This is a genomic window from Micromonospora sp. NPDC047730 (assembly GCF_043204765.1).
Classification (GTDB): Bacteria; Actinomycetota; Actinomycetes; order Mycobacteriales; family Micromonosporaceae; genus Micromonospora.
In genome coordinates this window covers 181184-198825 of the sequence record NZ_JBIDCU010000008.1, presented here as the reverse complement: position 1 = coordinate 198825, position 17642 = coordinate 181184, and the positions used below count along the sequence as shown (strand labels likewise).

Below are 17642 nucleotides of genomic sequence, written 5' to 3'. Positions count from 1 at the left end.
CGCAGCCGGGCTGGTCGTCGGAGCGCGGTTGGTCTTCGCAGCCGGGCTGGTCGTCGGAGCGCGGTTGGTCTTCGCAGCCGGGCTGGTCGTCGGAGCGCGGTTGGTCTTCGCAGCCGGGCTGGTCGTCGGAGCCGGGCTGCTCGTCATGGGACGGCCGGTCGTCGGCCCATGGTGTGGCGAAAATGTCGGTCATCCCGTCACGGTCCCGGCCGTACGGACCCGTTCGCAATCCCGCCTCCCCGGCCTGTGGACAACCCACCTACCTGTGGAGAACCGGCAGCACCCACTTCGACCGGGGTGGCTCCCGGCAACCCCACCAACCCTCACGCTGGGTAACATCCCCAACCGGAAGACTCAATGTGACTGTGAGTGATGGCGCTGGCGCCGCCGACCGAGCTTCGCGGCCGACGATCCGACTCATCACCGCCCTGACCAGTACATGTCCAAAGAACGCCCCGAGGAGCGGCTAACCCTCTATGCGCCCTTTGCTCTGCACCCACATACGCAACAGACACTCTCGGTTGCCGGCGCGTATCCGGGTGCAGAGCAAAGCGTTCGAGAGAGGGGTTCACGACTCGCTTGGATTGGTCGCTCTGGGTAACGGAAACCGCATGCGTGGACCGGGCACGCATGCGGTGAGCCGACATTGGCGTGCCGTCGCGGGTCGCGGGTCGTAGGTCGTCGGGCAGGGCTGCGTCCAGCGCGACCTGGCCGGGGCCGAGGCCGGGGCCGAGGCCGGGGCCGGGGCCGAGGCCGGGGCCGGGGCCGGGGGCGTCAGTAGGGCTTCAGTAGCCCTGGCGGAGGAGCTGGGCGGCCTCGACCGCCCAGTAGGTGAGGATGATCTGCGCACCGGCCCGACGGATCGAGGTGAGCGTCTCCAGCATCGCCCGCTCCCGGTCGATCCAGCCGTTCGCGGCGGCCGCCTCGACCATCGCGTACTCGCCGGAGACCTGGTAGGCCGCGACCGGGACGTCGACCGCCGCGCGGACCGCCGACACCACGTCGAGGTACGGCAGCGCCGGCTTGACCATCACCATGTCGGCGCCCTCGGCGACGTCCAGCTCGACCTCGCGCAGCGACTCCCGCAGGTTCGCCGGGTCCTGCTGGTAGGTGCGCCGGTCGCCCTCCAGGGCCGACTCCACGGCGTCGCGGAACGGGCCGAAGAAGGCCGAGGCGTACTTGACGGCGTACGCCAGCACGGCCACGTCCTGATGGCCGGCGGCGTCGAGCGCCCGGCGCACCACGCCGACCTGGCCGTCCATCATCCCGGACGGCCCGACCACCCCGACCCCGGCGGCGGCCTGGGCAACCGCCATCTCGGCGTACGCCGCCAGCGTGGCGTCGTTGTCCACGCCGCCGTCGGGGGTGAGCAGGCCGCAGTGCCCGTGCGAGGTGAACTCGTCCAGGCAGAGGTCGCTCATCACCACCGTGGCGTCGCCCACCTCGGCGACGATGTCACGGATCGCAACGTTGAGGATGCCGTCCGGGTCGATCCCGCCGGACCCGGTGGCATCCCGCCGCGTCGGCACCCCGAAGAGCATGATGCCGCCGACGCCCGCCTGGACGGCCTCGGCCGCGGCCTTGCGGAGCGAGTCCCGGGAGTGCTGGAGCACCCCCGGGAGCGACGCGATCGCCCGCGGCTCCGTCAGCCCCTCCTTGACGAACATCGGCACGACCAGCTCGGCCGGGTCGACGCGGGTCTCGGACACCAGCCGCCGGAGCGCCGCGTTGCGGCGCAGCCGGCGGGGCCGGATCTCGGGGTACGGCATCACGGGCCTCCTGCTACGACGACTACCGGAACCTCAGGGCGGTCGGCCCCTGGACCTTCGAGCCGCGGCGTTGCTTCGCCGGCATGGCGGCGAGCTTCTCGCGCAGCTCGACGGCGTAGGCGGCGAGCGCCTCCACCAGGTCGGGGACCGAGGCGTGCGGCGGCTGGACGTCGACCCGCAGGCCGAACTCCGTCGCCGTCTCCGCCGTCTTGGGCCCGATCACCGCAACAACGGTACGGGCGTGCGGCTTCCCCGCGATGCCGACCAGGTTCCGCACCGTGGAGGACGAGGTGAAGAGCACCGCGTCGAAGCCACCGGACTTGATCGCGTCCCGGATCTCGGCGGGCGGCGGGGCGGCCCGGACCGTCCGGTACGCGGTCACGTCGTCGACCTCCCAGCCGCGCTCGGTGAGCCCGGCGGCGAGGGTCTCGGTGGCGATGTCGGCGCGCGGCAGCAGCACCCGGCCGACCGGGTCGAGGATCTCGTCGTGCGGCGAGAACTCGGCCAGCAGCCCCTCGGAGGACTGCTCCCCCGACGGGATCAGCTCGGGCTGGATACCGAACGCGCGGACGGCGTCGGCGGTCGCCTCGCCGATGCAGGCGATCTTGACGCCGCCGAAGTGCCGGGCGTCGAGGCCGTGCTCGGCGAACTTCTCCCAGACGGCGCGGACCGCGTTGACCGAGGTGAAGATCACCCAGGCGTACCGGCCGTCGACGAGGCCCTTGACCGCCCGCTCCATCTGGGCCGGGGTCCGCGGCGGCTCGACCGCGATCGTCGGCACCTCGCAGGGAATGGCCCCGTACGCGCGCAGCCGCGCGCTCATCACGCCGGCCTGCTCCTTGGTGCGGGGCACGAGGACCTTCCAGCCGTACAGCGGCCGGTTCTCCCACCAGCTCAGCTTGTCCCGCTGGCCGACGCCCTCGCCGACGGTGAGCACGACCCGGCCGGTGAAGCCGAGCGCCGCCGCGACGAAGGAGTCCACGGTCGACGTGGTGGTGTACTGCGTCTCGCCGGTGCCGTCCCCGGTCACGCCGACGCCGGTGGCGCCGTCCACCCCGGCGGCGAGCAGCCCGTCCCGGATCGCGGCGAGGTCGCCGGCGTCCACGGCCAGGGCCAGGGAGCCCCGGCCGACGGCCGCGGCGAGGGCGTCGAAGTCCAGCGTGCTGACGTCCTCGACGTCGGCCGCCGTGCGTACGCCGGGCAGCGGCACGCCCGCGTAGGTCGCCACGCCCTCCGCCTGGCCGACGCCCGGGACCACCTCGAAGTGCGCGGCGGTACGCGCCACCGCCTGCACCTCCCGGACCACCGACTCGTGGCCGAACGGGTCGCCGGCGACCAGGTGCACCGCGTTCAGCCCGGAGCGGGCCGCCGAGATCAGCACCTTCGCCACGTCGCCCGGCGCGCCCTCGGCCGGGGTGAACTGGGCGTCGGACTTGGCCTGGGCACGGACGGCGTCGAGCAGCGACTCGGGGACTCCCCGGTCGTACACCACCTGGTCGGCGTCGACCAGGGCGTCGTGCGCCCGGCGGGTCAGCAGGCCCGGGTCGCCGGGACCGGCCCCGACGAATGCGATGCGGCCTACGGGCTTACGGGTGCGGGTCATTCTGTGCTCCCAAATTGCTGGGTCCCCGGGCCGGCGTGTCCTTCTTGGCCGAGGATCGAGTCGGCGCCGAGGTCGAGGAGTTCGGCGGCGAGTGCCTTGCCGATCTCCGCCGCGTCGGCGGGCGTTCCGGTGCGGGACAGCCGGAGGTCTCGCGAGCCGTCCGGGCTGATCACCGCCCCGCGCAGGTAGATCTCCTGGACAACATCGCCCTCGGCACCCGAGCCGGTTGGCTCGCCTTCGGCGACGACGGCGTAGGCGGCGACCGGAGCGGAGCATCCGGCCTCCAGGGTGGCCAACAGCGCCCGCTCCGCGACGACCGCGGCGCGGGACGGTGCGTGGTCGAGCACGGCGAGCAACTCGACCATGTCCGGGTCGTCGATCCGGCACTCCACCGCCAGCGCACCCTGGGCGGGCGCGGGCAGCATCAGCATCGGGTCGAGCGTCTCGGTGATCACCTCGGTCCGCCCCAGCCGGGCCAGCCCGGCCCGGGCCAGGACGACGGCGTCCAGGTCGGCCTCCGGGCCGAGCACCCGGGCGAGGCGGGTGTCGACGTTGCCCCGGATCGGGGCTACCTCCAGCTGCATCCCGAGAGCGTGCAGTTGGGCGATGCGGCGCAGCGCGCCGGTGCCGACGGTCGCGCCGGGCGGCAGCTCGGCGAGCGTCCGACCGTCGCGGGCGACCAGCGCGTCCCGCGGGTCCTGCCGGATCGGCACCGCCGCGATGTGCAGCCCGGCCGCCGTGGCGGTGGGCAGGTCCTTGTAGGAGTGCACCGCGAAGTCGATGGTGCCGGCGGTCAGCGCGTCGCGCAGGGCGGAGACGAAGACGCCGACGCCGAGCCGGTGCACCGGCGCGGAGGACCGGTCGCCGGCGGTGACCACCTCGACCAGCTCGACCGGGCGGCCGGTGGCGGCGGTCAGGGCCTCGGCGACGTGGCCGGACTGGGCCATCGCCAGTTTGCTGCCCCGGGTACCGAGGCGCAGGGGCGTGCTCATCGCTCACCTCCGGTGGGCGGGACGTCGGCCGGGCCGGCCGACGACGGGAAGTCGGCGAGGCCGAACGGCGGTACGACGTCGCTGTCCACGACGTCGGGAACGGTGTCGACCGGCGACGTCTGCGGCACCTGGAGGTCGAACAGCTCGCGCAGCAGGGCCGCGTACTGGTCGCCGCCGGGCTCTGCGGCGAGCTGGCGGACCCGCACGGTGGGCTGGTGCAGCAGACGCTGGACCACCCGGTGCACCGTACGGGCCACCTCGGCGCGCTGGTCGTCGGTGAGGTCCGGGCGGCGCTGGGCGAGCCGGCGCAGCTCGGCGGTGACCACGTCGTCGGCGCGGCCACGCAGGGCGGCCACGGTCGGCGCCACGTCGGCCCCGCGCAGCCAGGTGAGGAAGGCGTCGACCTCGCCGGCCACGATCCGCTCGACGGCGGCGGCGTCGGCGGCGGCCGGACCGTCGGCGAGCAGCGCCGCCATCCGGTCGATGTCGATCACCTCGACGCCGGGCAGCTCGGCGACGCCGGCCGCCACGTCGCGCGGCACCGCCAGGTCGAGCAGGACCAGCGGCCCCCGCCCGGGGTCGCGCCCGGCGAGCGCCCGGGTGACCACCTCGCGGGTGAGGACCGCTTCCGTGGCCGCGGTGGCGGCCACTACGATGTCCACTGTGGAGAGTGCGGTGGTGAGTTCCGTCATCGGCGTCGCGCTGGCCCCGTACGCCTCGGCCAGCCGGACGGCCCGGTCGGCGCCGCGGTTGGTCACGGCGAGCGGCCCGGCACCCAGCCGGGACAGCGTGGCCACGCCCAGCGAGCCCATGGCGCCCGCCCCGACCACCAGCGCCGGGCGGCCGGCCAGGTCGCTGCCGAGGTGCTCGGCGGCCAGTTCCAGCGCGGCGGTGACCACGCTCTGACCAGCCCGGTCGATGCCGGTCTCGGCGTGGGCGCGCTTGCCGACCCGCAGCGCCTGCTGCATCAGCTCGTGCAGCAGCCGCCCGGCGGTGTCGGCCCCGGTCGCCGAGTGGTACGCGTCGCGCAGCTGGCCGAGGATCTGCGCCTCGCCCACGACCATCGAGTCCAGCCCGGCGGCGACCCGGAAGACGTGGTCCACCGCGGCGGCGTCGAAGTGCACGTAGAGGTGGTTGGCGAGCCCGGCCGGCTGGCACCCGGCCTGCTCGGCCAGCACGGCGCAGATGTCGCCGAGGCCGCCGTGGAATCCGGACACGGCGGCGTAGACCTCCACCCGGTTGCAGGTGGAGACGAGCACGGCCTCGGTCACGTACGGCTGCGCGACCAGGCGGTCCAGGGTGCGGGTGAGATCGGCGGGGGCGACCGCGAGCTGCTCCAGCGTGGCGACGGGAGCGGTGCGGTAGGACGCACCGACGACGAGCAGTTTCACGTGCCGATCGCCTCCTGCGGGTCGGTGGCCGCGAGCCCGCCGGGCAGGGCGGTGAGGGCGGACCCGCCGGTGGCGGGAAGCGCGGTCAGCGATGCCTTGCGGTGCTCGTGGAAGGACAGGATCTGCAGCTCTATGGCCAAATCGACCTTGCGCACGTCGACCCCCTCCGGAACCGAGAGTACGCATGGAGCGAAGTTCAGGATGCTCGTCACGCCGACGGCCACGAGCTGGTCGGCGACCGCCTGGGCGGCCGGCGCCGGGGTGGCGATCACGCCGATGGCGATGGACTCCTCGACGGCGACCCGGGGCAGCTCGTCGATGTGCCGGACGACCAGCCCGTTGATCTCCTCGCCGACGCGTCCGGGGTCGGCGTCGAAGAGCGCGGCGATCCGGAAGCCGCGGCTGGCGAAGCCGTCGTAGCCGGCCAGGGCGTGACCGAGATTACCCACGCCGACCAGGGCGACCGCGCGGCGCTGGGTGAGCCCGAGCACGAACTCGATCTGGTCGACCAGCAGCGCCACGTCGTAGCCGACGCCCCGGGTGCCGTACGAGCCGAGGTGCGAGAGGTCCTTGCGGAGCTTCGCCGAGTTCACCCCCGCGGCACTCGCCAGCCCCTCGCTGGACACGGTCTCGTGACCGCTTTCGGCCAGGTTGTGCAGGGCACGGAGGTATTCGGGGAGCCGCGCGACGGTCGCCTCGGGCAGGTCCGGGAGCGCCGGTACGGCACCGGCGCGGCCGGGCGCGCCAGGGTGACGGTGCTGACTCATGAGACTCCGTGCGGTGCGATCCTCGGCCAGCTCCAGCGGCCGGCCGTTTCGGGACTCCCGCTGGCGACCGAGATTGCCGGCTGTGCTAGCAGGGCGCGTCGGAACTACAGAGTAGGCGCTTGTGAAGGCGTGCACAAATCGCGATCTTGACAGCTCGCGACGCGGCTCCACCTGGCCCTCCATCCCGCAAGATCGATACAGCGGCCTCCGCCGGCGCCGCTCGGCGATTATTGCTCAATTACGACTTCTCTGACCAATCGCGCGAGCGCGGCTCGCCGCCGATCACGTCACGCCGGGGCCGGCGGGGTCCGACCGCCGGCCCCGGGGCCCACCGCCGGTCGGACCCGGGGCGCCCATCCGCGGGCGGCGCCCGCCGCCCGGACCGTCGCGGTAGGGACAGCCCTACGCCGGAGAGGCCGGCCGGCGGGATGGGTCGGGCACCCCCGCGCTGCCTAGCCTCGTGGTATGACCGCCGTACCCGTCGCCGCCGGCCCGCCCGTGCCGGCGCCGACCATCTCCCGTCAGCTCCTCCTGGACTCCGGCTACGTGCTGCTCGGCCTCCCCCTGGCCCTGGCCAGCTTCGTGGTCCTGCTGGTCGGCCTCGCGGCCGGCCTCGGGCTGGTGGTGACGGTGATCGGCCTGCCCGTCCTCAGCGGCACCCTGTACGCCGCCCGGGGGCTGGCCGACATCGAGCGGCTCCGCCTCCCCGCCGTGCTGCACCAGTCCCGGATCCGCCCGCAGTACCGGCTCCCCGAGCCCGGGGCCAGCGCCTGGCGGCGGATCTTCGTGCCCATGGGGGACGCGCAGTCCTGGCTCGACCTGGCGCACGGCATCCTCAAGCTGGTCGTGGCCGTCGCCACCTTCGTGGTCACGCTGGTCTGGTGGGCCGGCGCCGTCGCCGGATCGCTCTACTGGGCGTACGACTGGACGCTGCCGCACGGCGACCCGGAGGACGTCGGCCTCCCCCAACTCCTCGGCCTGGGCGACTCGACCGTCGCCCGGATCGGGCTGCACACCGCGATCGGGCTGTTCTTCCTGATCACCCTGCCGATCGTGGCCCGCGGCTGCGCGCTGCTCCAGGCGAGCTTCGGCCGGGCCATGCTCACCGGCGTGGCGGAGATGCGCAACCGGATCACCGTGCTGGAGGAGCAGAAGCGGGCCGCCGTCTCCGCCGAGGCGAGCGCGCTGCGCCGGCTGGAGCGGGACATCCACGACGGCCCGCAGCAGCGCCTGGTCCGGCTCGCCATGGACCTCAGCCGGGCCCGCCAGCAGCTCGCCTCCGACCCCGACGCCGCGGCGCGGACCCTGGACGAGGCGGTCACCCAGACCCGGGAGACGCTCGCCGAGCTGCGCGCCCTGTCCCGGGGCATCGCGCCGCCGATCCTGGTCGACCGGGGCCTGCCCAGCGCCCTGGCGGCGCTGGCCGGGCGCGGCCTGATCCCGATCGAGCTGCGGGTGGACCCGGAGCTGGGCAGCCCCGCCGGCCGGCTCGACCCGGCGGTGGAGAGCACGGCGTACTTCGTCGTGGCCGAGGCGCTGACCAACGTCGCCAAGCACAGCCGGGCGACCGAGTGCCACGTCACCGTGGGCCGGCGCGACGGCCGGCTGGAGGTGGGCGTCGGCGACGACGGCCAGGGCGGCGCCCACCTGGCCAAGGGGCACGGGCTGGTCGGCATCGCCGACCGGGTGCGCGCCGCCGGTGGCCGGCTGGACGTGGTCAGCCCCACCGGCGGGCCCACCGAAATCCGCGCGGAACTCCCGCTGTGACCCCGACGTGGTAGACAACTCAACCATGCGGATCGTGATCGCGGATGACGCCGTGCTGCTCCGGGAAGGGCTGGTCCGGCTGGTCAGCGAGCGGGGGCACGAGGTGGTGGCCGCCGTCGCCGACGGCGAGGCGCTGGTGGCGGCGGTCGTCACGCACCGGCCGGACGTGTCGATCGTCGACGTCCGGATGCCGCCCTCGCACACCGACGAGGGGCTGCGCGCGGCGGTGGAGGCCCGGCGGCTGGTGCCCCGCACCCCGATCCTGGTCCTCTCCCAGTACGTCGAGGTGTCGTACGCCGACGACCTGCTCGCCACGACCGGCGGCGGCGGGGGCGGGATCGGCTACCTGCTCAAGGACCGGGTGGCCGCGATCGACGAGTTCCTCGACGCCCTGGACCGGGTGGCCGCCGGCGGGACGGTGCTCGACCCCGAGGTGGTCGGCCAGCTCTTCGCCCGGCGCCGCCGCGACGACCCGCTGCGCGAGCTCACCCCGCGTGAACGCGAGGTGCTCGCCCTGATGGCCGAGGGCCGCTCGAACACGGCGATCGCGCGCACCCTGGTGGTCACCGACGGCGCCGTCGAGAAGCACGTCCGGAACATCTTCACGAAGCTCCAGCTCCCGCCCGACACGGAGCAGCACCGCCGGGTCCTGGCCGTCCTCGCCTACCTGCGCAACTGACCCCGCCGGTCAGGGCAGGGCGGCCGCCAGGGCCACGGCCTCGGTGAGGGTGTCGGCGACCGGGTGGCCGGAGGCGCGCAGGCGGGCCGGGTCGGTGAACCCGCCGGTGTAGAGCACGGCGCGACCGCCCACCGACAGGGCGGCGTCGGCGTCGTCGACGGAGTCCCCGATCAGCACCACGTCCCGGCCGGCCACGCCCAGCTCGGCCAGGTGGTTGCGGAGCGACTCGGCCTTGCGGTCGCCGCCGACGGTGGCCCGCAGCCCGTCCACCCGGACGAAGTGCCCGCTGAGCCCGTACGTCCGCACCGTCGGCACCAGCTCCTCGTGGAACCACATCGAGAGCAGGGACTGGTTGCCCCGCCACGCCGCCATCGCGACCGTGGCGTCGTGCGCCAGCTCACAGGTGGTCAGCCCGGTCCGGTACGCGTCGTGGAAGATCCGGTCCAGCCGGCCGAACTCGTCGTCGTCGACCGCCTGGCCGAGCACGTCGGCGTAGTAGTCGGCGATCGGCCGGCGGAACCTGACCCGGTGCTCGTCGGCGGTGACCGCGGGCCCGCCGACGCTGGCGAAGGCGACGTTGGTGGAGGCGACCACCAGGTGGAGGTCGTTGAGCAGGGTGCCGTTCCAGTCCCAGACCAGGTGGCGGTGCGCAGGGGTCATCGCAGCACCATAAACCGGCGACACCGACCCGCCCTGACCGGCCCGGCGGTCCCGGCGGCGCTACAACTGCGGGGTCGTCAGGTCCCGCAGCAGCCGCTCCTCCTCCACCCGCCAGTAGCCGTGCTCCTTGCCGTCGAGCAGCACCACCGGCAGGCGGTCGCCGTACTCGCGTTCCAGCTCGATGTCGTCGGTGACGTCCTTCTCGGTCCACCGGTCCCCGGTGACCGCCACCACCCGGTCCAGCGCCGCCTTCGCGTCCTCGCAGAGGTGGCAGCCGGGCCGGGTGATCAGGGTGAGTCGGGGCTCACGCATCGGTCTCCTCCGTGGTGCTGGTGCCGGCCGGGGCCGGCGGACGGTTCTCCGGCGACGCCGCCGGCGACGGCGCCGGTGCCGCCGGGGACGACGCCGGCCGGAGCAGGGTCTTGCGTACCTTGCCGATCACCGAGTGCGGCAGCTCGTCGACGAACTCGACGGCGGTCGGGCACTTGAACCGGGCCAGGTTGCGGGCGCAGTGGGCGAGCAGCTCCTCGCCCGTGACCGGGCCCCCCGGCGCCGGCACCACGTACGCCCGGACAGTCTCGCCGGTCCGCGGGTGCGGCACACCCAGTACCGCCGACTCGGCCACGCCGGGATGGGCGGAGAGCACCAGCTCGACCTCGCGCGGGTACACGTTGAACCCGTTGACCAGGATCAGCTCGCCGACCCGGTCGACCAGGAAGAGGTCGCCGTCGGAGTCGGCGTACCCGACGTCGCCGGTGGCCCACCAGCCGTCGGCGTCCGGCCCGCCCCGGCCGTCCGGCCAGTACCCGGAGAAGAGGTTCGCCCCGCGCACCACGATCTGGCCCGGGTCCGTGCCCGGCGCGGCGTCGGAGAGGTCCAGCTCGTCGGCGTCCTCGTCCGGCTCGGCCGCGCCGTCGCGCCACAGGTCGGCCCCGTCCGTCCCGACCAGGCGCAACTCGACGCCGGGCAGCGGGCGGCCGATCGAGCCGGCCTTCGGCTCGCCGCCGACGAGGGTGGAGGTGAGCACCGGCGCGGTCTCGGTCAGGCCGTACCCGACGTGCACCGGACGGCCGGCGACCTCGGCGAAGCGGGCCGCGACGGCCGGCTCCAGCGGCGCCGCGCCGCAGACCACGAGCCGCGCCGACGCCATGGCCGCGGCGACCGCGCCGGCGTCCGCCGTGGACCAGGCGGCCACCATCGACGGTACGCCGACCAGCACGCCGACCCGGTGGCGGGCGATCTCGGCCAGCCCGGCGTCGGGGCCGAGGTCGTCGACCAACACCCCGGTCGCGCCATGGTGGACGACCGCGCCCAGCCCCGAGTTCAGCCCGTACGCGTGGAACAGCGGCAGCGCGAGCAGCACGGTGTCGCCCGGGCCGACGACCGGCGGGTCGATGCGGTCCACCTGCTCGTGGTTGGCCGCCAGCGCCCGGTGCGTGAGCATCGCGCCCTTCGGCCGCCCCTCCGTGCCGGAGGTGTAGAGCAGCACCGCCAGGTCGTCGCCGCCCCGGTGGGGGAACGGACCCCCGCCGTCCGTCATCGGCGGGGCGCCGTGCACGGCGGTGAGCGCGGGCAGCTCCCCGGCGACGTCGGCGACGAGGTCGCGCACCCGCTCCGTGCCGATCAGGACCGAGGCGCCGGAATCGGCCAGCACGTGCCGCAGCTCGGGGGCGGTGAGGCCGGGGTTGACCGGCACCGCCACCAGCCCGGCGCGCAGCGCGCCCAGGTAGCCGACCACGAAGTCCGGCGAGTTGCCGAGCGCGATGGCGACCCGGGGCGGGTGCCGGTCGACGGCGGCGGACGGGCCCGCTGCCGCCCCGGCGGGCGGGGTCCCGGTCGGTGCCGCCCCGGCGGGCGGGGCCTCGGTCGGCGCCGTCCCGGCGGGCGGATTCCCGGTCAGGTCCGCCAGGGCCCGGGCGGCGGCGGTCACCGAGGCGTCCAGTTCGGACCAGGTCAGGGTCCGCTCGCGCCAGTGCAGCGCGGGTCGGTCGCCGTGGGCGGCGGCCGCCCGGCGGACCCGGTCGGCGAGGTTCGACGCGATGCTGTCGGATGCGTCCTGCACGGTGGCTGAGTCTGGCACAGCGCCGGGGTCTCGGGCCATGCCCGCGACGGCCCGGGCCGCGCCCGAGGGACCGTCGGACGCGCCGCCGCCGCGGCGAGTCCCGCCGACAGGACGCCCCGGGGCGCGCGGACGAGACGGATCCGGTCCCGTGTACGGGACACGCCGGCGTGCCGTGCACCCGGGACGCTCCTGAGTCGACCTTCGCGTCGCCCGCCCGCCCCGCGCCGGCCGGCGTGCCCGCTGAGCTGGAAATCCCTTCAGGATCACGCGGCAATCCGAATGTCAACCGCACGCGACGGACAACCGGTCCGCCATTTGTGCGACGCGGCGGGAAATACTTCCGCCCTGTGTAACGGACTTGCCACGCGCGGGTGACGTTGGCCCTATCATCACTCGGGTCGGCTCACCCCATTTGCCGTGAGTCGACACCCCTCAGCCCGAGGAGGCCCCCGTGCCTGTGAGCGCATTGGACCAGCACCTCAAGGGGATCTGCCGCCCGTCGGCACGCCCCGAGCCAGCCCTGCCCGACCGCCCGGGTGGCGGCGCGACGGCGACGCGCCGACCAGCGCGGCCCGTGGCCGGCGGGACGGAGGCGGCGCGGTGACGACCTTCGGTTACGCGGAACGGCCGCTCGGCCTGACCAACCCGGCGACCCGCGCCCCGCTCAACGAGCGACCCGCCACCCGGGGCCCGCTGGACGACACGGGCAGCCTCGCGCTCCGCGGCGAGGGCACGTCGAGCCGGATCCGCCACCGGCCGCACCACAACGAACCGCCACCGCGTCCCGCGACACCGGGGGGCAACGCCAAGCCGGCCGGCGGCCGGGTGGTCGCGCCGGCCCGGCCCACCATGCCGGCGCAGGGCCGCCGCACGACGGAACCGTCGACGGCGTCCGAGCAGTCGGCCGCGGAGACGGCCGTGATCCCGGCGGTGCCGGCGACCGCCGCCCCCGCCGCCTCGACGGGCTTCCCCAGCCGACCGGACCCGTCCGACCCGGCGACCGAGGTCTGGGCCCTGGTCGAACGCGCCCAAGCGGGCGAGTCCGAGGCGTTCGGGCTGATCTACGACCGGTACGTCGACACGGTGTTCCGGTTCGTCTACTTCCGGGTCGGCAACCGCCAGCTCGCGGAGGACCTCACCTCCGACACCTTCCTGCGCGCCCTCAAACGGATCGGCAGCTTCACCTGGCAGGGCCGGGACCTCGGCGCGTGGCTGGTCACCATCGCCCGCAACCTGGTGGCCGACCACTTCAAGTCCGGCCGCTACCGGCTGGAGGTGACCACCGGCGACGTGCTGGACGCCGATCGCGAGGACCGGGGCCCGGAGGGCAGCCCGGAGGCGGCGGTCGTCGAGCACATCACCAACGTGGCCCTGCTCAGCGCCGTCAAGCAGCTCAACCCCGAGCAGCAGGAGTGCATCGTGCTCCGCTTCCTGCAGGGGTTCTCCGTGGCCGAGACGGCCCGCGCGATGGGCAAGAACGAGGGCGCGATCAAGGCGTTGCAGTACCGCGCGGTACGGGCGCTGGCGCGGCTGCTGCCGGACGGCTTCCAGCCGTAGTCCCGGCGACGGGACCGACGGGCGTCGATCCTCGTTCGCCCAGCTCACCACCCTCCCCGCGCCGTGACGGCAATCACTTTCCGTGATTTCGCACCCGGCGGGCCCGTAACCCATGCCCGGTGCGGACCGTTTCTCCGGGTGCGACCGGTGGTAGCCCCGGCATCCCCCCGGGTTCCGAGGTCCGGCAGCGTGGCCGGCCACGACGTTCGTCCGTGGTGTCACGCCGTCACCGGTCGCTGGCGACGACAGCGGCCGACCGGCCGTGACCAGCGAGAGGAGGTGCCTGCGGTGGACAGCGACCTCTTCTCCCGTCGGCGCGCGGAGCGCTTCGCGCAGCTTCTCGACGAGGCCAACGGCGGCCGGCGGCACCACGTCCGTTCCCGCGCCGACGACCAGCTCGCCGCGCTCGTCGCCGTCGGGCAGCGGCTCGGCGCCGCCCCGCCGGCCGTCGAGGTGGACCCGGAGTTCCGCACCGGGCTGCGCGCCATGCTGCTGGCCACGGCCGAACGCGAGGGCATCGGCGCCCCGGCGACCGCCGCCGCGCCGGAGCCGGGTGCCGCCGACACCGGTCGCAGCCGCCTGCTGCCTGCCGTCACCGCCCGCCGGGCCCGTGCCCGCGGCGCCATCCTGGTCGGCGTCGCGGCCGGCGCGGTCGCCCTCTCCGGCATCTCCGCCGCGAGCGAGAACGCGGTCCCCGGTGACGCGCTGTACGGCATGAAGCGCTCGACGGAACGGGCCCAGCTCGCGCTGGCCAGCTCGGACATCAGCCGAGGTCAGCTCTTCCTGGACTTCGCCCGCACCCGGCTGGCCGAGGCCGCCGCGCTGCACGGGGACCGGGACGGCTACAGCGCCGTGCTGGACGACATGGACGCGGGCACCCGCCAGGGCGTACGCCTGCTGACCACCGCCGCGGTGCAGCGCTCCGACCTGGCGGCGCTGGACGCGGTCAACTCCTTCCTCACCGGGCAGCGGCGGGCGGTCGGGGATCTCCTCGACGCCGGCACCCGGGCCGACCGGGACCGGACCCGCCGCTCGCTGGCCCTGCTGGACGCGGTCCGCAAGCGCTCCGACGCGCTCCGCGCGGCGATCTCCTGCGGCCTGCCCGCCCCCGTCGGCAGCGACTCCCTCGGCCCGGCCCCCGCCACCTGCCCCGGCGGTCGCTGACCTGCCCGGCGCGCCGTCCACGCCACAGTTCACCCGCCGGGCGGCCGTCGGCAACCGTCGCCCGGCTACCCTCGACCAGTGGCAGGCGCACGCCGCGCCCGGTCAGCAGAGGGAGGTCGCGTGGCCCGCAGCCGCAAGGTGACGGTCAGCACCGACGTCCACGGTCACACCGCCGGCTGGGCGGAGACCGACCTGGCACCCCTGGCTCCGCCGCAGCCGGATCCGACCGCGGCGGCCTTCTTCGACGTCGACAACACGATGATGCAGGGCGCGTCGATCTACTGGTTCGCCCGGGGCCTCGCCGCGCGCAAGTACTTCACCACGACCGACCTGGCCCGGTTCGCGTGGCAGCAGCTTCGCTTCCGGCTGCTCGCCACCGAGCACGCCGGGGACATGTCGCAGGCCAAGGAGGCCGCCCTCGCGTTCGTCGAGGGCTGGCGGGTGGACGACGTGGAGCGCCTCGCCGAGGAGATCTTCGACGAGCTGATGGCCCCCCGGATCTGGGGCGGCACCCGCCAGCTGGCCCAGCGGCACCTGGACGCCGGCGAACGGGTCTGGCTGGTCAGCGCCGCGCCCGTGGAGATCGGCCGGGTGATCGCCGCCCGGCTGGGCCTGACCGGCGCGATCGGCACGGTCGCCGAGGTGGTCGACGGGGCGTACACGGGCCGGCTGGTCGGCGACCTGATGCACGGCCCGGCGAAGGCCGAGGCGGTCACCCAGCTCGCCGCGGTGGAGGGGCTGGACCTGGCCCGCTGCACCGCCTACAGCGACTCCTGCAACGACCTGCCGATGCTCTCCACCGTGGGTCGGGGGGTGGCGGTGAACCCCGACGCCGCCCTGCTCAGGGAGGCCCGGCAGCGCGGCTGGCAGGTACGCGACTTCCGCACCGGCCGGCGCGCCGTGAAGATCGTGGTGCCGTCCACCGCCGCCGCCGGGTTGCTGGCCGGGGCGGTCACTGCCGGTATGGCCCTGCACCGGCGCCGCCGCAACGGCTGACGTCGCCGGCCGCCCGCGTCACGGGCCGAACGGGTCCGGCCGGCGTTCGAGCAGCTTGTGCAGGGTCTGCTGGATCGTCTCCCGCACCTGGTCGGCCAGGTTGAACACCACGAGCGGGTCGTCGGCGGAGTCCGTCAGGTGCGCGGTGGGGATCGGCGGGCAGAACTCGATCAGCCACTTGCTCGGCAGCGGCACCATGCCCAGCGGCCCCAGCCACGGGAAGGTCGGGGTGACCGGGAAGTAGGGCAGCTTGAGCAGCCGCGCCAGGGGCTTGATGTCGGCGAGCATCGGATAGATCTCCTCGCCGCCGACGATGGCGACCGGCACGATCGGGGTGCCGGTGCGCAGCGCCGCCGAGACGAACCCGCCCCGGCCGAAGCGTTGCAGCTTGTAGCGCTCGGCGTAGAGCTTGCCGATGCCCTTGAAGCCCTCCGGGAAGACGCCGACCAGCTCGCCGTTGCCGAGCAGCCGCTCCGCGTCCGGGTTGCAGGCGACCGTCCCGCCCGTCTTGCGGGCGAGCTCGGAGACGACCGGCATCCGGAAGACCAGGTCCGCGCCGAGCAGCCGCAGGTAGCGGTGGGCCGGGTGCTGGTCGTGCAGGGCGGCCGAAAGGATCAGCGCGTCCAGCGCCACGGTGCCGGAGTGGTTGCCGACGACCAGGCCGGCGCCCTCGGCGGGCACGTGCTCCAGGCCGGTGACCTCGGTGCGGAACCAGTCCCGGTAGAGCACCCGCAGCAGCGGGTGGAAGACCGCCTCGGTGATCTCCGGATCGAAGCCGAACTCGTCGACCTCGTAGTCGCCGGAGAGTCGGCGGCGCAGGAACGCAAGCCCCTTGGCGACCCGGCGGTCCCAGTGGTCGCCCGGTCGGTCCGGCACCGCCGGCCCGGTCGTCGCCGGCACGTCCCCGGCCCCGCCCGGCCGGTCGGCCTCCGTCGCGGCCGGCTCGCCGGGCTCGTCCGTGGCGCCCGACGCGGCAGGCCCGCCAGGCTCGTCCCTGCTGCCAGCGGTGGCCGCTACCGGCTCGTCGGTGGCGGCGGTGTCCGGCTCGTCGGCCGTGGCGGCCCGGCGGTGCCCGTTCGCCCGCGCCGGCTCCGCGCCCGGCTCGGCGACGGTCAGCGGAACGTCGTAGCGGCCGTCGCGCCGCTCCTCCGGCTCGCTCACGAACGCTCCCGCACGGCGGCCCGGACCTGCCGGATCCCCTCCAGCACGAGGTGCTCCGCGACCGCCAACTGGTCCCGGGTCACCACGACGCCACCGTGGTGGGCGCGGATGAAGTCGTCGAACGCGGCGGCGGTGGTGCGGGGCGTGAAGCCGTACTCCCGCTCCAGGCGGGTGGTGTCGACGACCCGGCCGTGCACGAAGAGGTCGACCTGGTCCAGGCCGTAGCGGCCGAAGCCGAGGTTGCGGGCGAACGCGACGGCCCCGGAGAGGCCGGGCTCCAGCACCGGCACGGCGACCCGGCCCGCCCGGCGGATCGCCTGGGAGAGGGAGAGCACCCCGGGACCGGCCACGTTGTACGTCCCCGGATGGTCCTCGACGATCGACCGGTGCAGCACCTCCAACGCGTCGTCGAAGTGCAGGAACTGCAGCCGGGGGTCGCGGCCGAAAACGGTGGGCACGACCGGCTGGGAGAAGTAGCGGGTGAGGGTGGTGTCGGCGGTCGAGCCGATGAACGGCGCGAAGCGCAGCACCGTGGCGGTGACGTCGGGCCGGCGGCGGCGGAAGCCGCGGACGTACCCCTCGATGTCGAGGATGTCGCGGCCGAAGCCGCCGCGCGGCACCTCGCGCGGCTCGGTCTCCTCGGTGAAGACGGCCGGATCGCGGAACGACGCCCCGTACGCGGCCGTCGAGGAGCGGACCACGAGTTTGCGCAGCCGGGGCGCCCGCTGGCAGGCGGCGAGGAGCTGCATCGTGCCGATGACGTTCTGCTCCTTCATCGCCGCGCGACCGCCGTGCTGCTGGTCCGGGGCGGTGACGAGGGCGAGGTGGACCACGGCGTCGACGTCGAGGTCGGCGAGGAGACCGCCGAGCGAGCCGGCGTCGACGCGGACGCGCTCGACACGGTCGAGCAGGTCGGTGAACTCGGCGGCCGGCTCCGACGGATCCACGCCGATGACCCGCTCGATGCGCGGGTCGGCGGCGAGCCGGGCGGCGACGTGCGCGCCGAGGTAGCGGCTGACCCCGGTCACGACGACGACCCCCGGGGCACCTGGGGTGCCACCGGGGGTCATGTCG

At 74.8% G+C, this 17642-nt stretch carries 16 protein-coding genes; 5 read left to right on the top strand and 11 right to left on the bottom strand.

Translation table 11 applies throughout. From position 1 onward, the window contains the following. From ACGF5G_RS20195 to ACGF5G_RS20170, 6 genes are all read right to left on the bottom strand, one after another. Positions 1 to 193, bottom strand: a 193-nt coding sequence (locus ACGF5G_RS20195; RefSeq protein WP_393264821.1) for a hypothetical protein, incomplete at its 3' end; no start/stop codon positions are given. Between the two features lie 592 nt (positions 194 to 785). Further along, complete coding sequence (gene hemB / locus ACGF5G_RS20190; RefSeq protein WP_393264819.1) at positions 786 to 1769, bottom strand: porphobilinogen synthase; 984 nt, start codon at positions 1767 to 1769, stop codon at positions 786 to 788. 22 nt (positions 1770 to 1791) lie between these two features. After that, a complete protein-coding gene (locus ACGF5G_RS20185; RefSeq protein WP_357457454.1) occupies positions 1792 to 3372 on the bottom strand; it encodes a uroporphyrinogen-III synthase in 1581 nt (526 codons plus the stop codon). After that, on the bottom strand, positions 3369 to 4364 hold the full coding sequence (hemC, locus tag ACGF5G_RS20180) for a hydroxymethylbilane synthase (RefSeq protein ID WP_393264816.1): 996 nt from the start codon (positions 4362 to 4364) through the stop codon (positions 3369 to 3371). The genes ACGF5G_RS20185 and hemC overlap by 4 nt, the downstream gene beginning before the upstream one ends. Further along, complete coding sequence (locus ACGF5G_RS20175) at positions 4361 to 5755, bottom strand: glutamyl-tRNA reductase (protein WP_393264814.1); 1395 nt, start codon at positions 5753 to 5755, stop codon at positions 4361 to 4363. Before ACGF5G_RS20175 ends, hemC begins: the two co-directional genes overlap by 4 nt. Continuing rightward, positions 5752 to 6522: a redox-sensing transcriptional repressor Rex gene (locus ACGF5G_RS20170; protein ID WP_393264812.1), complete on the bottom strand. Its 771-nt coding sequence runs from the start codon at positions 6520 to 6522 to the stop codon at positions 5752 to 5754. Before ACGF5G_RS20170 ends, ACGF5G_RS20175 begins: the two co-directional genes overlap by 4 nt. Positions 6523 to 6987: 465 nt before the next feature. Between ACGF5G_RS20170 and ACGF5G_RS20165 the strand changes: the two genes are divergently transcribed. Then, the gene (locus ACGF5G_RS20165; protein ID WP_393264809.1) at positions 6988 to 8289 is read left to right on the top strand and encodes a sensor histidine kinase; all 1302 of its coding nucleotides are present in this window, start codon (positions 6988 to 6990) and stop codon (positions 8287 to 8289) included. Positions 8290 to 8314: 25 nt separating this feature from the next. After that, complete coding sequence (locus ACGF5G_RS20160; protein WP_350707040.1) at positions 8315 to 8968, top strand: response regulator transcription factor; 654 nt, start codon at positions 8315 to 8317, stop codon at positions 8966 to 8968. A 9-nt stretch (positions 8969 to 8977) separates the two neighbouring features. Here ACGF5G_RS20160 and ACGF5G_RS20155 read toward each other — a convergent pair whose 3' ends face one another. Genes ACGF5G_RS20155 through ACGF5G_RS20145 form a run of 3 tightly spaced genes read right to left on the bottom strand, consistent with a single transcriptional unit; the run spans position 8978 to position 11729 of the window. Further along, positions 8978 to 9628, bottom strand: a complete 651-nt coding sequence (locus tag ACGF5G_RS20155; RefSeq protein WP_393264807.1) for an HAD family hydrolase — start codon at positions 9626 to 9628, stop codon at positions 8978 to 8980. Between the two features lie 60 nt (positions 9629 to 9688). Continuing rightward, positions 9689 to 9940, bottom strand: a complete 252-nt coding sequence (locus tag ACGF5G_RS20150) for a glutaredoxin family protein (RefSeq protein ID WP_350707036.1) — start codon at positions 9938 to 9940, stop codon at positions 9689 to 9691. Beyond that, positions 9933 to 11729, bottom strand: a complete 1797-nt coding sequence (locus tag ACGF5G_RS20145) for an AMP-binding protein (RefSeq protein WP_393264805.1) — start codon at positions 11727 to 11729, stop codon at positions 9933 to 9935. Before ACGF5G_RS20145 ends, ACGF5G_RS20150 begins: the two co-directional genes overlap by 8 nt. Before the next feature lie 561 nt (positions 11730 to 12290). On the opposite strand from ACGF5G_RS20145, the gene ACGF5G_RS20140 reads away from it, so the two are divergent. The 3 genes from ACGF5G_RS20140 (at position 12291) to ACGF5G_RS20130 (ending at position 15407) form a co-directional block, all read left to right on the top strand. Then, positions 12291 to 13247 (top strand): ECF subfamily RNA polymerase sigma factor, BldN family, encoded by a 957-nt coding sequence (locus tag ACGF5G_RS20140; RefSeq protein ID WP_393264802.1) that lies wholly within the window; start codon positions 12291 to 12293, stop codon positions 13245 to 13247. Between the two features lie 288 nt (positions 13248 to 13535). Continuing rightward, positions 13536 to 14411 carry a DUF5667 domain-containing protein gene (locus ACGF5G_RS20135; protein WP_393264800.1) on the top strand — a complete coding sequence of 292 codons (876 nt, stop codon included), beginning with the start codon at positions 13536 to 13538 and terminating at the stop codon, positions 14409 to 14411. Positions 14412 to 14531: 120 nt separating this feature from the next. Then, positions 14532 to 15407: an HAD family hydrolase gene (locus ACGF5G_RS20130; RefSeq protein WP_393264797.1), complete on the top strand. Its 876-nt coding sequence runs from the start codon at positions 14532 to 14534 to the stop codon at positions 15405 to 15407. An 18-nt stretch (positions 15408 to 15425) separates the two neighbouring features. Here the strand turns inward: ACGF5G_RS20130 and ACGF5G_RS20125 are convergent, their stop codons facing one another. Together ACGF5G_RS20125 and ACGF5G_RS20120 are read right to left on the bottom strand one after the other, a co-directional pair. After that, complete coding sequence (locus tag ACGF5G_RS20125) at positions 15426 to 16307, bottom strand: lysophospholipid acyltransferase family protein (protein ID WP_393265031.1); 882 nt, start codon at positions 16305 to 16307, stop codon at positions 15426 to 15428. Positions 16308 to 16564: 257 nt separating this feature from the next. Next, a complete protein-coding gene (locus tag ACGF5G_RS20120) occupies positions 16565 to 17638 on the bottom strand; it encodes an NAD-dependent epimerase/dehydratase family protein (protein ID WP_393264794.1) in 1074 nt (357 codons plus the stop codon). Positions 17639 to 17642 lie beyond the last annotated feature (4 nt).

Bases quoted from the DNA above. Each gene is read 5' to 3' on its own strand.
- hemB (WP_393264819.1), bottom strand. From the start codon at position 1,769: ATGCCGTACCCCGAGATCCGGCCCCGCCGGCTGCGCCGCAACGCGGCG.
- ACGF5G_RS20185 (WP_357457454.1), bottom strand. From the start codon at position 3,372: ATGACCCGCACCCGTAAGCCCGTAGGCCGCATCGCATTCGTCGGGGCC.
- hemC (WP_393264816.1), bottom strand. From the start codon at position 4,364: ATGAGCACGCCCCTGCGCCTCGGTACCCGGGGCAGCAAACTGGCGATG.
- ACGF5G_RS20170 (WP_393264812.1), bottom strand. From the start codon at position 6,522: ATGAGTCAGCACCGTCACCCTGGCGCGCCCGGCCGCGCCGGTGCCGTA.
- ACGF5G_RS20165 (WP_393264809.1), top strand. From the start codon at position 6,988: ATGACCGCCGTACCCGTCGCCGCCGGCCCGCCCGTGCCGGCGCCGACC.
- ACGF5G_RS20160 (WP_350707040.1), top strand. From the start codon at position 8,315: ATGCGGATCGTGATCGCGGATGACGCCGTGCTGCTCCGGGAAGGGCTG.
- ACGF5G_RS20155 (WP_393264807.1), bottom strand. From the start codon at position 9,628: ATGACCCCTGCGCACCGCCACCTGGTCTGGGACTGGAACGGCACCCTG.
- ACGF5G_RS20150 (WP_350707036.1), bottom strand. From the start codon at position 9,940: ATGCGTGAGCCCCGACTCACCCTGATCACCCGGCCCGGCTGCCACCTC.
- ACGF5G_RS20145 (WP_393264805.1), bottom strand. From the start codon at position 11,729: ATGGCCCGAGACCCCGGCGCTGTGCCAGACTCAGCCACCGTGCAGGAC.
- ACGF5G_RS20120 (WP_393264794.1), bottom strand. From the start codon at position 17,638: ATGACCCCCGGTGGCACCCCAGGTGCCCCGGGGGTCGTCGTCGTGACC.